The organism is Pseudomonas sp. 20-5 (assembly GCF_056782835.1).
In genome coordinates this window covers 4,331,553-4,344,735 of sequence record NZ_CM165584.1, presented here as the reverse complement: position 1 = coordinate 4,344,735, position 13,183 = coordinate 4,331,553, and the positions used below count along the sequence as shown (strand labels likewise).

Annotated in this window: 14 protein-coding genes; 5 read left to right on the top strand and 9 right to left on the bottom strand. The window is 67.7% G+C overall.

What is annotated here, in order from left to right; genetic code table 11:
• Positions 1 to 271: 271 nt before the first annotated feature.
• A complete protein-coding gene (locus tag AC1RB9_RS19945) occupies positions 272 to 961 on the top strand; it encodes a hypothetical protein (protein ID WP_079275378.1) in 690 nt (229 codons plus the stop codon).
• 9 nt (positions 962 to 970) lie between these two features.
• Here the strand turns inward: AC1RB9_RS19945 and AC1RB9_RS19940 are convergent, their stop codons facing one another.
• The 3 genes from AC1RB9_RS19940 to hchA form a co-directional block, all read right to left on the bottom strand.
• On the bottom strand, positions 971 to 1,321 hold the full coding sequence (locus AC1RB9_RS19940; protein ID WP_003082290.1) for a DUF7079 family protein: 351 nt from the start codon (positions 1,319 to 1,321) through the stop codon (positions 971 to 973).
• Between the two features lie 66 nt (positions 1,322 to 1,387).
• Positions 1,388 to 1,801 carry a thiol-disulfide oxidoreductase DCC family protein gene (locus AC1RB9_RS19935; RefSeq protein WP_003163116.1) on the bottom strand — a complete coding sequence of 138 codons (414 nt, stop codon included), beginning with the start codon at positions 1,799 to 1,801 and terminating at the stop codon, positions 1,388 to 1,390.
• A 255-nt stretch (positions 1,802 to 2,056) separates the two neighbouring features.
• Positions 2,057 to 2,932, bottom strand: coding sequence for a glyoxalase III HchA (hchA, locus tag AC1RB9_RS19930; protein WP_003449060.1), 876 nt, complete (start codon positions 2,930 to 2,932; stop codon positions 2,057 to 2,059).
• Positions 2,933 to 3,103: 171 nt separating this feature from the next.
• Between hchA and AC1RB9_RS19925 the strand changes: the two genes are divergently transcribed.
• A complete protein-coding gene (locus tag AC1RB9_RS19925; protein WP_003112485.1) occupies positions 3,104 to 3,835 on the top strand; it encodes a PA1136 family autoinducer-binding transcriptional regulator in 732 nt (243 codons plus the stop codon).
• 6 nt (positions 3,836 to 3,841) lie between these two features.
• On the opposite strand, the gene AC1RB9_RS19920 is transcribed toward AC1RB9_RS19925, so the two are convergent.
• A complete protein-coding gene (locus tag AC1RB9_RS19920; RefSeq protein WP_003082297.1) occupies positions 3,842 to 4,828 on the bottom strand; it encodes an NAD(P)H-quinone oxidoreductase in 987 nt (328 codons plus the stop codon).
• A 145-nt stretch (positions 4,829 to 4,973) separates the two neighbouring features.
• Between AC1RB9_RS19920 and AC1RB9_RS19915 the strand changes: the two genes are divergently transcribed.
• Complete coding sequence (locus AC1RB9_RS19915; RefSeq protein WP_003449062.1) at positions 4,974 to 5,849, top strand: LysR family transcriptional regulator; 876 nt, start codon at positions 4,974 to 4,976, stop codon at positions 5,847 to 5,849.
• Between the two features lie 90 nt (positions 5,850 to 5,939).
• A complete protein-coding gene (locus AC1RB9_RS19910; RefSeq protein ID WP_003449065.1) occupies positions 5,940 to 6,788 on the top strand; it encodes a CAP domain-containing protein in 849 nt (282 codons plus the stop codon).
• A 97-nt stretch (positions 6,789 to 6,885) separates the two neighbouring features.
• Here AC1RB9_RS19910 and AC1RB9_RS19905 read toward each other — a convergent pair whose 3' ends face one another.
• From AC1RB9_RS19905 to AC1RB9_RS19885, 5 genes are all read right to left on the bottom strand, one after another.
• A complete protein-coding gene (locus AC1RB9_RS19905; RefSeq protein ID WP_003086528.1) occupies positions 6,886 to 7,722 on the bottom strand; it encodes a bifunctional allantoicase/(S)-ureidoglycine aminohydrolase in 837 nt (278 codons plus the stop codon).
• Between the two features lie 136 nt (positions 7,723 to 7,858).
• Positions 7,859 to 8,761, bottom strand: a complete 903-nt coding sequence (locus AC1RB9_RS19900; protein ID WP_003101840.1) for a LysR family transcriptional regulator — start codon at positions 8,759 to 8,761, stop codon at positions 7,859 to 7,861.
• Positions 8,762 to 8,926: 165 nt separating this feature from the next.
• Positions 8,927 to 9,643, bottom strand: a complete 717-nt coding sequence (locus AC1RB9_RS19895) for a UTRA domain-containing protein (RefSeq protein WP_003082314.1) — start codon at positions 9,641 to 9,643, stop codon at positions 8,927 to 8,929.
• An 84-nt stretch (positions 9,644 to 9,727) separates the two neighbouring features.
• Complete coding sequence (locus AC1RB9_RS19890) at positions 9,728 to 10,381, bottom strand: HAD family hydrolase (protein ID WP_003101837.1); 654 nt, start codon at positions 10,379 to 10,381, stop codon at positions 9,728 to 9,730.
• Positions 10,382 to 10,448: 67 nt separating this feature from the next.
• Complete coding sequence (locus AC1RB9_RS19885) at positions 10,449 to 11,783, bottom strand: MFS transporter (protein WP_003101836.1); 1,335 nt, start codon at positions 11,781 to 11,783, stop codon at positions 10,449 to 10,451.
• 493 nt (positions 11,784 to 12,276) lie between these two features.
• Here AC1RB9_RS19885 and AC1RB9_RS19880 point away from each other — a divergent pair, with 493 nt between their 5' ends.
• Positions 12,277 to 13,179, top strand: coding sequence for a LysR family transcriptional regulator (locus AC1RB9_RS19880; RefSeq protein ID WP_003101835.1), 903 nt, complete (start codon positions 12,277 to 12,279; stop codon positions 13,177 to 13,179).
• The last annotated feature ends 4 nt before the right edge of the window (positions 13,180 to 13,183 follow it).

The window sequence follows — 13,183 nt, the reverse complement described above, 5'->3', positions numbered from 1 at the left end:
GACGCCAGCGAGGGCAAGGGAAACTACCGGAATTCACAGGTTCGACGAACGGTCGCGGCAACGCCGGCGGGCGGCGTGATGTCATAATGATGCGACCCGTGCGCCAGTCGGGTATCCTTGCCGGCCTCTCAACGTTGTTTCCTAACGATATTTTCCTCCTGTCGCGAGCAAAGGGATTTCAATGACGCCCAGAAAAGGAAAGCTACCTGCCGTGCTCGCCTGCATGGCATCGCTGGCGGGCTGCAACATCAACCCGGCGAACCAGGGCTCGGTGTCGTCCTGGTTCTCCATGCGCGCCGGCGATCCGCCCAGTTTCGTCACCGGCGTGGTCGGCTTCGAGAACACCGGCAGCAACGACCCGTCCACCCGCCTGACCCTGCGTTTCCGCGATCCCGCCTCCAAGACCCATGCGGCCCACGTCACCACCTCGTCGTACTCCGAGCTGTTCAGCCTCGCACTGACGCCGCGCTACTACGAGCTTTACGAGTTCGAGGTGAGGTACCTGTCCTATACCGTCACCCGCGAGACCGGTGCGTACGAGGAGCGCTGCGAGGCCAACGGCGAGGCGCTGGAGAAGACGGTCCGGAAAAGGAAGCGCAGCGTCACCCACACGGCGGTGAACGTGGAGTCCAACTGTCGTTCTACGCCGCTGACCAAGACCGACTACTACTACGAGACCTATACCTCCAAGCCGTTCTTCGCGCCGTTCCGTGCCGAGAGCTTCGCCACCAACTACATCGGCGACTTCCGCGTGCAGTGCAGCTACAAGGAGAAGAAGGGCAAGACCCTCGTCGACAGCTGCCGTCTCAACTACGGCGCCGTCAGCCGCGATCGGGTGGACGCCTGGGTGGCGCAGATGAACGAGGCAGACAAGGACAAGCGCGAGCCGCTGCCGCCGGTACGCCAGCAGGCGGTCGACACGAAGAAGGCCGGCAAGCTCATCCATTCGGTATTTCGCTGAGGCGCTCGCTCAAAGAGCGCCGGCGATCGCGCGCCAGGTGTCGGCGTATCGCCATCGCAGCCAGGCGACCAGGCAGCGCTCGTGCCAGCGTCGCAGGGCGCAGCTCCTTTGCCGCGCCAGGCGTCGCTCGATGGCCTCTTCCAGCCAGGCCTCGTCGAAGGCGGTCCATACCGCCGGAGCGGGGCTGAGCAGGTTGCCGTGGCAGACCGGCGCCACTTCCTCGAAGAACAACCGCTCCAGCAACGCCGGGTCGACGCCCTTTATCCGCCGGGCGATATCCTCGGGCTCCAGGAGAGTGTCGACGAAGGCGTCGGATAGCGCGTGGCGCAGTCGTCGGCGTTGGCTCGGGTCAAGGGCCATGGCAAGTATGGGGCCGCAGGCTGGTGCGCAGGCAGCATAACCCGCCACGGCCAGCGCGGAGAGGCGTCAGGCTCGACGGGGACGCCAGGAGCGACGACGAAGGGGTGGGCGCTGGCGGCCGAACCAGCGCCAGCGGTTGCGCCGTAGCGCCTCGTGGCACTCGTCGCGCAGCCAGGCTGGCAGCAGGCGCAGCCAGCGCAGGTGACGCCAGGGGCCCGGCAACAGGCGCAGCACCTCGAGCAGGGCATCGTTGTCGTCGCAGGCGTAGGCGCCGTCGACGAACAGCCAGGTGTCGAAATGATCGGGTGCCAGCCCGAACCAATCGAGAATCGCCAGGCCTTCGGCGGACTGCGCGGCAAGCAGCTTCAGCCGGTGGTCGGCGCGGCGTGCCAGGAAACCGCTCCAGAGCGTGCAGAAGCGGCAGTGCTGGTCGTACAACACGACCTTGTCGCCGGGCTTGAGGTACGGCGGCAGTGACATGAGGGGCCCCCTTGGGTTCGGCTTTGTGCGCAAGCCCGGAACCGTAACGGCGGGAAGGGAGGACGACTAGTCGGTGTGCTGTCAGAGTTTTCTTTCTGTGCGGTCATCGATTCGTCTTTCGCCGAACGGCGTCGGGCAACGCGCCATTCCTCTTCCTGAAGGACGATGCTGCGCCAGGCCGGTTTAAGTTCGATGACGCCGGGACGAACGGGAGATGTCCCCGTCCGTGGGGCACGGACGGGGCGCGGCGGGGAATCAGCGGGCGAACGCTTCGAGAAGGGTCTTGGCGGCCAGCTTGCCAAGGTTGTTGGAGGCCAGCGGGCTGTCGCCGGTGAGCAGCTTGCGGTCGCGGTGGACCTGGCCGGTGATGCCCTTGTTGAGGATCTTCACCCCGAGCTTCTGCAGGTTCTCGCCCACCAGCCAGGGCAGGGGACCGGGCATGTAGCCGATCTCCAGGTTGGCGCCGGTGTCCAGGGCGTCGGGGAACACGCAGATTTCGTAGCCCTTGAACGGGTAGTCCTCCGGCTTCTCGTCGACCGCCGGTGCCAGCAGGCAGGCCGGACCGTGGCAAAGGGTGATGATGTAGCGGTCCTTGGCGAGGAAGGCATTGAGCAGCCGTTTCACCTCCCGGCTGTGCGGAATGCCCGCCAGCACGCCGTGGCCGCCGGGAACGAACACCGCGGCGTACGGCGAGTCGTCGGCGACGGCCTGCTCCAGGAGGTCGGCGAGCTTCCGCGGCGCTTTCAGCTTGGGCAGGTACTTCGCGTAGATGCTCTTCACCGCCTCGTCCTCACCGGGCATCGCCCACATCTCCAGCTTCACCGGGTTGCCGGAGAGCGTGGCGACATCGAACTCGAAGCCGGCCTTGTCCAGGTGGTACATCGGCAGGAGCATTTCCACCGGGTGGTTGCCGGTGGAGAACATGCTGCCGTTCTGCATCAGGATGTAGCGTTCGTCGGTACCGATCATCAGCACCTTCTTGCCGCCCTTGTACGGGGTCGGGTAGTCGGCGCCGTCGAAGTCGGTCTTTGCCGAGGTGTACTGGCTCAGGGAATAGGGCGAGGGAAAGAACGCGTTGTGCTCGGCGGGGTCGGGCGTCGGGGTTCTGCTGGTATCGCGCTCGTTGCTCATGGCTCGTTCCTTTCTGCGTGATGGAGGTCGTACCAAGACGATAGGCGGGGTCGCCGGCCGGCGAAATAGGGGAAATCCCCTAACCCACGATCGGTCGCCTGAGGGTTTTCCCCTATGGGCTTTTGCCGGCAAGCCGGGGATCATGCGGAAAAAGCCAGGAATGCCCGCGCCATGACCGACTACGCCAGCCTTCTCTTCGACAGCGTCGCCCGGCTGCGCAAGGCCGCTACCACCGAGGCGGTCTGCCGCGAGATGGTGGAGTTCGCCGCACGCCTGGGCTTCGACCGGGTGATCGTCTGCAGCCTGTTCCCCCGCCCCGACGAGGACGAACTGATCGACGAGCTGTTCTTCGTCCATGGCGACTGGGCCGAAGGGCGCAGCGCCCAGGAGCGCGACGCCTATCTTCTGCACTGTCCGGTCACCCGGCACATCCTCGAACTGGACGAGCCGTTCTTCTGGTCGAAGAGCCCCTCGGAGGATCCCGAGCGCATGACCTACCGCATCGTCCGTGGGGTCCGCGACCTCGGCCAGGTCAATGGCATGCAGGTGCCGGTGTTCGGCCGCAACGGCCTGGAGGGCGCGGTGTCTTTCGCCGGCGAGCGGCTGGACCTGAATGCCGGTTGCAAGCTCGCCGCCCAGGCCTTCTGCCCGATCCTGTTCTTCGCCCTGAAGCGCCTGCGCGGCCCTGTGTCGGCGGGCGATGCGCAAGCGCTCAGCGAGCGCGAGCGGGAAGTCCTGCAATGGATCGCCCTGGGCAAGCAGCAGGCGGAGGTGGCGGCGATCCTGATGATTTCCGAGCGCACCGTGGAGAATCACCTGCGTGCCGCCCGCCGCCGTCTCGGCGCGGCGTCCACCGCCCAGGCGGTGGCGCGGGCGCTGCGCCTGGGCGATATCGAGGTCTGAGCGGCCTCAGGGAGCTGACGTGAGGACGATCTTGCCGATGTGCTGGCCGGAGTCCATCAGTTCGTGGGCCTGGCGCGCCTGTTCCAGGGGGAAGGTGCGGAACACCTGCGGCCGGACAGTGCCGGCGCGCACGTGCGGCCAGACCTGGCGCTCCAGTTCGGCGATGATCGCGCCTTTCTCGTCGTGGCTCCGCGAGCGCAGGGTCGAGCCAAGATGGACCAGGCGCTTGCTCAGCATCGGGAACAGGTCGACTTCGGCGGCCTTGCCCTTGATCACGCCGATCTGCACGATCCGTCCGTTCATCGCCGCCGCCTGGTAGTTCCGCGTCACATAGTCGCCGGCAACGATATCGACGATCACATCGACCCCGCGACCTTCGGTGCCGCGCAGCACTTCCTCGACGAAATCCTGCTCGGTGTAGTTGATCGCCAGGTCAGCGCCGAGGCGCAGGCTGGCCTCGCGCTGGGCCTCGCTGGAGATCGTGGTGAAGATTTTCGCCGCGCCGAAGGCCTTGCCCAGCATGGTCGCGGCGGTGCCGATGCCGGAGGCGCCACCGTGGACCAGCAGCGTCTCGCCGGCCTTGAAGCCACCGCGCTGGAACAGGTTGACCCAGACGGTCATGAAGGTTTCCGGCAGCGCCGCCGCTTCCTCCATGCCCAGGCCGTCGGGCAGGTGCAGGGTGGTGCGCTCGTCGGCCACCGCGAACTGCGCGTAGCCGCCGCCGGGAATCAACGCCATCACCGCCTCGCCGACGGCGAAGCGGCTGACCTCGCTGCCGACCGCCCGCACCGTGCCGGCGATCTCCAGGCCGGGAATGTCCGAGGCGCCGGGCGGCGGGTCGTACACGCCCTTGCGCTGAAGCACGTCGGGACCGTTGACGCCGGCGGCGCGGACTTCGACCAGGACCTCGCGCGGGCCGGGCGTCGGCAGCGGCCGGCTGGTCGCCACCAGTACCTCGGGGCCGCCGGGCCGGGCGATCTCGATGGCGGTCATTCGTTCGGGAAATCGGTTCGTGCTGCTCATCGCATGCTCCTGGGAAAATGGTTCGGACCTGGTTCGCATGGTAATCAGCGCGGATGCCGTGGTCGCGCAGCGCTTTTTCATTAGACTGATGCGAAAATGCATCAGGAAAACCGCCATGAATTGGGACGACACCCGCGTCTTCCTCGCGCTCTGCCGCGAGCACACCCTGCGCGGCGCCGCCCGCGCGCTTCACGTCGACCAGGCCACGGTGGGCCGGCGGCTGGCGTCGCTGGAGGCGGCGCTGGGCTCGACCCTGTTCCTGCGCACCTCGTCCGGCTACCTGCTGACCCCGGCCGGCGAGGCGGCCTTCGAACTGGCCGAGAAGATGGAACGCTCGGCCCTGGAGTTGCTGCGGCGGACCCGCGGGATGGACCACCGACTGTCCGGCGAGGTGCGGTTGTCCACCACCGACTCCCTGGCCGTCGACTTCGTGCTACCCGCCCTGGCCCGCCTGCACCTTGAACACCCGGATATCCGCGTGCTGCTCGACAGCGCTTCGGCCGTGGTCGACCTGCCCAAGCGCGAGACCGACATCGCGATTCGCACCCTGCGGCCGGAAAATCCCGATTTGATCCTGAGAAAACTCGCCAGTTGGCCCATGGGCCTGTTCGCTTCCGCGGACTACCTGCGGCGCAACGGCGTACCGGTGCCCGGCGAGCGTTTCCGCGGCCACGACCTGGTGATGTACGAACCCTATTGGCACAGCCAGCGCGAACTGACCCTGGGCGGCGAGCCGATCCGCGACGGCCGGGTGGTCATCGCGGTGAATTCCAACATGATGGTGCGCCAGGCCCTGGCGCGCGGCCTGGGGCTCTGCGAGCTGCCGCTGTACATGGGCGAGCTCGACGGACTGGTGCGGGTCTGGCCGCAGCGCGAGCGACGCCGGCCATACGAGGTGTGGATGGTTACCCACAAGGACCTGCGCCACACCGCGCGGGTCCGCGCGGTGATCGAGCGGCTGGTGGAGGCGTTCGCCGAAGCGCCGGCCTGAGCCTGCAACGCCGGCGCCGGGTTCCGGTCGAATGCGGCGGCGCGCCGCGGAATCGCGCATCATAGGCGCCATCAGATCGAGGAGATTTCCATGGCAATCCCAAGCATCCCGCGTTTGGCCGTACTGACGCTCGGGCTGGCGCTCGCAGCGGCCGCCAGTGCCGCCGACGAGGCGCAACTGATCGAGGCGATCAACGCTTACCGCGGTCAGGTGCAGTCCTGCGGCGGGCAGGCCAGCGGCGAACTGCCGCCGCTGGCCGCCGATCCGCGCCTGGCCTTGCCGGTGAATGCCGCCGGCGACCTGCAGCAGGCGATGGCGCAGGCTGCCTACCCGATGGTCAACGTGCAGTCGATCAGCCTTTCCGGGCCGCGCGATGCCGGCGCGGCGATGAAGGCGCTGGAGGAAAGCTTCTGCCGCGTGGTGCTCGACCCGCAATTCGTCGACGTCGGCGTCAGCCGCCAGGACCGCGACTGGCGCATCGTCCTCGCCCGGCCATTGCTGCGCGGCGGCATGGGCGATTGGCAGGCGGAAGGGCAGAAGCTCCTGGAACGGATCAACGCCGCCCGCGGGCAAGCCCGCCAGTGCGGTGGCAAGCCCTACGCAGCGGCCCAGCCGCTGGCCTGGAACGCCACCCTTGGCGGCGCCGCCGAAGCGCATTCGCGGGCGATGGCCAACGGCAACTTCTTCGACCACCTCGACCGCGACGGCCGCACCCCCGGCGACCGCGCCGAGCTGGCCGGCTACAGCGGCGGGCTGGTCGGCGAAAACATCGCCGCCGGCCAGGACGGGGTGGACAAGGTGGTCGACGGCTGGCTGGCCAGCCCGGGCCACTGCGCCAACCTGATGAACCCCGGCTACCGCGAGCTGGGCGCGGCCTACGCCACCGATCCGAAGAGCGACGCGGGAATCTACTGGACGGCCATGTTCGGTTCGCCCTGAAGTCCTCCGCGCCCGGAGCTGACGACGGGCTGGGCGCCTTCCGCAAACGAAAAACCCGGCGCCATGGCGCCGGGTTCCCTTTCAGCCTGTCCCGCCCTCAATGCGGCGCATTGAGGGTCAGGCGCATGTGCCGGTTGACATCCTTGTACAGCAGGTAGCGGAAGCGCCCCGGGCCGCCCGAATAGCAGGCCTGCGGGCAGAAGGCGCGCAGCCACATGAAGTCGCCGGCCTCCACCTCGACCCAGTCCTGGTTCAGGCGGTACACCGCCTTGCCTTCCAGCACGTACAGGCCGTGCTCCATCACGTGGGTCTCGGCGAAGGGGATCACGCCGCCCGGCTCGAAGTTGACGATGTTGACGTGCATGTCGTGGCGCATGTCGCTCATGTCGACGAAGCGGGTGGTGCTCCAGCGGCCTTCGGTGTCCGGCATCACCAGCGGCTGGATGTCCTGCTCGTTGGTGACGAAGGCTTCCGGCAGCGGTACGCCGTCGACCTTCTGGTAGTGCTTGCGGATCCAGTGGAAGCGGGTGTGCTGGCCGGTGGTATTGCGCACCTTGTAGTCGGCGCCCGGCGGAATGAAGGCGTAGCCGCCCGGCTGCATGGCGTGGACCTGGCCCTGCAGGGTCAGGCTCAGCTCGCCCTCGACGACGAACAGCACGGCCTCGGCGTTGGGATCCTGCTCCGGTTTGTCGCTGCCACCGTTGGGCGCCAGTTCGACGATGTACTGCGAGAAGGTCTCGGCGAAGCCGGACAGCGGGCGGGCGATCACCCACATGCGCATGTTGTCCCAGAACGGCAGGTGGCTGGTGACGATATCGCGCATCACCCCCTTGGGAATCACGGCATAGGCTTCGGTGAACATCGCCCGGTCGGTGAGCAGCTCGGTCTGTGCCGGGTGCCCGCCGTGCGGCGCGTAGTAGCTGGACTTGGACATGGAGCGTTTCCTCGTTGTTGTCTTGCTGCCGGCGCACGCGCCGCCGGAGCGAAACGGGCGGGCGCGAGCCGTTGCTGACGGCAACGATATCCAGCGCCTGTCGCATGCACAAATTAAATGTTGGAATCCAGCATATTCATTTTTCGAATGAGAGCCGGCTCCGGGTATCTTCCGCCAGCACCCGCGACAGCACGCGTGCCAGTGCCTTCACCATCGGATCCGCCGCCGGCCGGTGCAGCAGCGCCACTTCGAACACGTCCACCGCCGGCAGCCCGGCGTTCTTCGGCAGCACCGCGTGGCCTGCGCTCACCGCGCGCAGCGGCAGCAGGCCGATGCCCATGCCGTCGGCGATGGCCGATTGCAGGCCGCTGAGGCTTGAACTGGTGAAGCTGATGTGCCAGCGCCGGCCGACCGCTTCCAGGGCGGCGATCATCTCGTCGCGGTAGACCCCGCGCGGCGGGAAGGTGACGATGGGCAGCGGGTCGAGGTCGATGCAGGGGTTCCTGGCGCTGTCCACCCAGCATGTCTTTTCCGGCCAGCAGGCCAGTGCCTCGCGGCTGGCGCGTCGCTGCTTGAGCAGCACCAGGTCCAGTTCGCCGCGGTCGTAGCTGGCGCTGAGGTCGCGACTCATGCCGCTGGTGACTTCCAGCTTGACCTGTGGATAACGCCGGTTGAAGGCCGCCAGTCGCTCGGTGGTGCGGCCGGCGGCGAAGTCGTCCGGCACGCCGATGCGCACCGTCAGCGCCACCGTGGCGCCGGACAGCGCCTCGGCCAGTTCGTCGTTCAGCGCCAGCAGGCGGCGGGCATAGCCGAGCAGCGTATCGCCGGCGTCGGTCGGCAACACGTCGCGGTTGCCGCGCTCCAGCAGGCGGTGTCCGGCCATTTCCTCCAAGCGGCGAACCTTCTGGCTGACGGTCGACTGGGTCGAGTGCAGGCGCGCGGCGGCAGTGGTGAAGCTGCCGCAGTCGGCCACCGTGACGATGGCGCGGAGCAGGTCGAGGTCGAACAGGCGGCTATTCGATTTTTCACTGTCGCTCATGGTCGTATCGCATTTTCGAATGTCGTCGCCGCTTTTAGCAGGCCGTGCCGTCAGCGGCAACCGCTCAGCGTCGACGCAGCGTGCCCAGCGGTCGACCAATGCGCTGAAAGCGGCGGGAAACCCGCCAGGCGGTCATGCATGCGCCAGGAACAGGACCGCGGAGCGCTACTCGGGCACCTCGACGTTGACCTGCAGCGCGTCGTGGCGCCAGTACTCCAGGTCGCAGTCGATCAGGCGGCCCGCCTGGTCGCGGTTGATCCGCACGATCTGTAGCGCCGGGCTGCCCACCGAGACCCGCAGCGGTCCCGCGGCCTCCGCCGGGAGGATGGTCGGGACCATTTCGAAGCGCACCCGGCCGTAGCGGATGCCGTAGTGGTTGGCGTAGAGATCGGTCAGCGAGCGAGTCAGGTCGAAGCGCTCGATGCCGGGAAAGTAGGCGGGATTCAGGTAGTGCTCGACGTACAGCACCAGCCGCCCGTCGACCCGCCGCGCCCGGCGGATCTGGAACACCCGCGACAGCGCCGGCAGCTCCAGGCGCTGGCAGATGTCGACGCTGGCCGGGATCATCGCCGCGCCGAGCACCTCGGTCTCCGGCACCCGGCCCTGGTCGGCGACCATCGCGTGGAAGTGGCTGCGCACCAGCGGGTTGTACAGCAGCCGCTGCGGCGAGACGAACCAGCCGCGGCGTTCCTCGCGGTAGATCAGGCCCTGGTCCTCCAACTGGCCGAGCGCCTCGCGCAGGGTGATGCGGGTGGTCGAGAACAGCTCGCTCAATTGCCGTTCGCTGGGCAGCTTGCTGCCGCGCGCGAGCAGGCCGCGCTCGATCTGCTCGCGCAGGGACTGGTAGATCACCGTCAGGGGGCGGGACGGCTCGTCGCGCATATCGACGCTTCTCCGCTGGGGCTCCGGGGGGGGGCTACAGGGTAATGCTTCCGGGCCGCCGGCGGTATAGCGCGGCGCGCTTTCTCAGCGCCATTCCAGCACTGGCCAGCCGGCCTCGCGGGCGTGCCCGAGCAGCGCCGGGTCGGGGTTCACCGTGTGCGGCCGGTCGACCCGCGAGAGCAGCGGCAGGTCGTTGCGCGAGTCGGAATAGAAGGTCGCGCCGGCCAGCGTCTCGCCCTCCTGGGCCAGCCAGGCGTCGAGGCGACGGACCTTGCCCTCGCGGTAGGTGAGGGTGCCGCGGGTGCGCCCGGTGTAGAGGCCGTCGCGCTCCTCGATGTCGATCGCCAGCACCTCGTCCACCCCCAGCCGGCGGCCGATGGCGCTGACCAGGAAGTGCGCCGAGGCGGAGATGATCAGCAGGCGGTCGCCGGCCTGGCGGTGGCGTTCCAGGCAGCGCACGGCGTCGGCGTGGATGCGCGGCGCAACGATCCGCGCGACGAAATCCTCGACGGCGCCGGCGATCTCCGCCGGGGTGCGGCCGGCGATGGGCGCCAGGCTGAAGTCCATGTAGTCCTCCATGGCCAGCCGGCCCTCGGCATAGAGTTCCATGAGGCGGCGTTCCTGGTGCAGGAAGGCGGTCTTCTCGACCCAGCCCAGTTCGGTCATGTAGCGCCCCCAGAGGGTCGCGCAGTCGCCGTCGATCAGGGTGTCGTCGAGGTCGAAGAGGGCAAGTGGCATAGGCGGTTCCTTGTTCGCTAGGGATTGGCCCGGCACGCCTGGCGCCGGGCGGTGGTTCGGCGAGGTTTCAACGCGGCTTGCCGGCCGCCAGCAGCGGCCCGCCGGCATGCGCCTTCGGTTCGACGCGGCACGCGCCTGGCCGGCTGTTCCAGAACGGCACCAGCAGCAGGCTGGCGAGCAGCGCGGTGGCGGTGAACACGAAGAACACCGTGAGGGTGTCGAAGTAGCCCGGCAGCAGGCCGCCGAGGATCGCCCCGACCGAGCCGCAGCCGTTGACGAAGCCGGTGGCGGTACCGGCTGCTTCGCTGGTACCGAAGTCGATGGCGGCGGCGCCGCTGATCATCGAGTCCGGCCCGTAGAGGGTGACGCCCATCATGAACAGCAGGCCGACCACCAGGTACAGGCTGCCGCTCTGCATCGCCGGGACGAACAGCGCCAGGCTCACGGTCAGCGCCGCCAGGCTGAGCACGCAGGCCGGCATGCGGCGGGCGCCGAACAGCTTGTCCGAGGCCAGGCCGATGAGGATCGGCCCGGCCAGCCCGGCGACCTCGAAGGCCGAAGGCACGATGGCCGAGGCGACCTTGCCGATCTCCGGCATGCGTTCGTAGATGATCACCGGGCCCCAGAGCAGGATCGCGTAGCGCGCCGGCTTGAGCAGGAAGTAGGCGAGGCCGAGGACCAGCACGTGGGGATTCCTGAGCGCCTTCAGCAGGGCGCCGGAATGGCTCGGCCGGGGCGCGTTGGCGGGGGGCGCGGCCTCGGCCTCCACGGGCGGCAGGCCAACGTCCTGCGGACGGTTGCGCTGGAGGAAGAAGAACAGCACGGCCACCGCCAGCACCACTCCCGCCGAGGACAGGAAGGCCATGCGCCAGTCATGCGTCAACCGGTAGGCGCACCAGCCGGCGAACGGCGTCGCCACCAGCCCGCCGAAGGCGTAGCAGGTACTCCACAGGCCGAGCACGCGGCCTCGCTCGTAGGTGGCGAAGAAGGCGCCGATGTTCTTGCACAGCCCCGACCAGCCGGTGGATTGCGCCAGGCCCTGGACCACCATGCAGGCGGCGAAGATCGGCAGGGTGGCGAAGGTACCCATCGCCAGCGCCGCCAGCGCCGAGGTGAGCAAACCGCCGAGCACCACCACGCGGGTGCCGAAACGGTCGGCGAACACCCCCCACATGAACTGGCCCACGGCGTAGGCGGCCAGGTAGAGGGCATCGAGATCGGCCATGGCGCTCTTGTCGAGCTCGAAGGAGGGGTCTTCGGCGATGCCGAGCTTGGCCACCGAGAAGGCCTTGCGGGTGAAGTAGAAGGCGGCGTAGGCCAGCCAGGTGATGACGAAGATCTGGATGCGCCAGCGCTGGAGCGATTGCCAGCCACGGTGCAGGGTACCGTTGTGGTTGTTCATGTGGGTCCCTATGGGTCTAGACAGTGCGGGGAGGTTGTTCTTGTTGTGCTGCTGCAAAGCTGTCCGGATGCATGGTCTAGGCCAGATGCCTTTTCCATGACTTTTTTCGTGCGCAAGGTTGGCTGTCGGCGCGCTCCTGCTCGGTCCTGCCGAGGCTGAGATGGATTGTGAAGGTGTGGCGGCGGTGCGTGGCGCCGATCCGGTCAGGCTGGGCCGGCTGGCGAAGGTCAATCTAGCACCGGGTATTTTTATGGTCTAGACCAAAAGCAGGGCGAAACGATTCGATTTTTTCGAGGGATTGCCTGGGATTGGTGCATTTTCTTGTCCTGGCGGCACCTTTGGGCGGGACTTTTCTACGTATTTTCAAGAAATTGGAATAGACCAGATTTTCGATGATACGCCAGCGCCTCTGGTGCGCCGTGCGCCGCCGCTGGATGGCCGCGTGTCGCGGCGCTCGGCTAGACTGCGGGACCTCGCGCCGGATCGGACCGCCATGCTGAGAAACGTCACCGACCTAGACCTGCGTCTATTGCGCATCTTCGCCTGCGTGGTGAAGTGCGGCGGTTTCACCGCGGCCCAGGCCGAGCTGAACATGAGCCAGTCGAACATCAGCATGCACATCGCCAGCCTGGAGAAGCGCCTCGGCTACCGGCTCTGCGAGCGCGGCAAGGGCGGCTTCCGACTGACCGCCAAGGGTCGCCGGGTGCTGGAGGCTTCGCGAACGATGTTCGACGCCATCGGCCTGTTTCGCGACCAGGCGCAGGCGTTGTCCGGACGTTTGGTCGGGGAGCTGTACCTGGGCCTGGCGGACAATCTCGCGACCTTGCCCCAGGCCCGTTTCGGCGATGCGCTGGCGCGCTTCCAGCGGCGCGACCAGGATGTCCAGCTGAACCTTTTCGTCAATTCGCCCACCGAGCTGGAACTGGCGGTGATCGAAGGCGAGCTGGACCTGGCGATTTCCTATTTCAGCCGTTTGCGGCCGAGCCTCGAATACCGCCCGCTGTATCGCGAAGAGATCGGCGTGTTCTGTGGCGATCGCCATCCGCTGTTCGCCGAGGCGCAGCCGACCCTGGAGCGGATCGCCGCCTGTGACTGGGTGATGCATGGCTTCCTGCCGGAAAACCTGGTCCTGCCGCTACGCCCGTCGCGCAGCCGCGCCACCGCCTACCACATGGAAGCGGTCGCCCATGCCGTGCTGGCCGGCACCCACCTGGGCTACCTGCCGACCCATTACGCCGAAGCCTGGATCGAGCGTGGGCGGATGCGCGCGCTGTTGCCGGAGCGGCTGAGCTACCCGGTGGAGCACAGCATGATCGTCTATGCCGGGCGCCCCCTCAGCGAAGCCGCCCGCGCCTTCATCGACGACCTGCTGCAGGTCCACGGCCTGGGGTCCTGAGCGC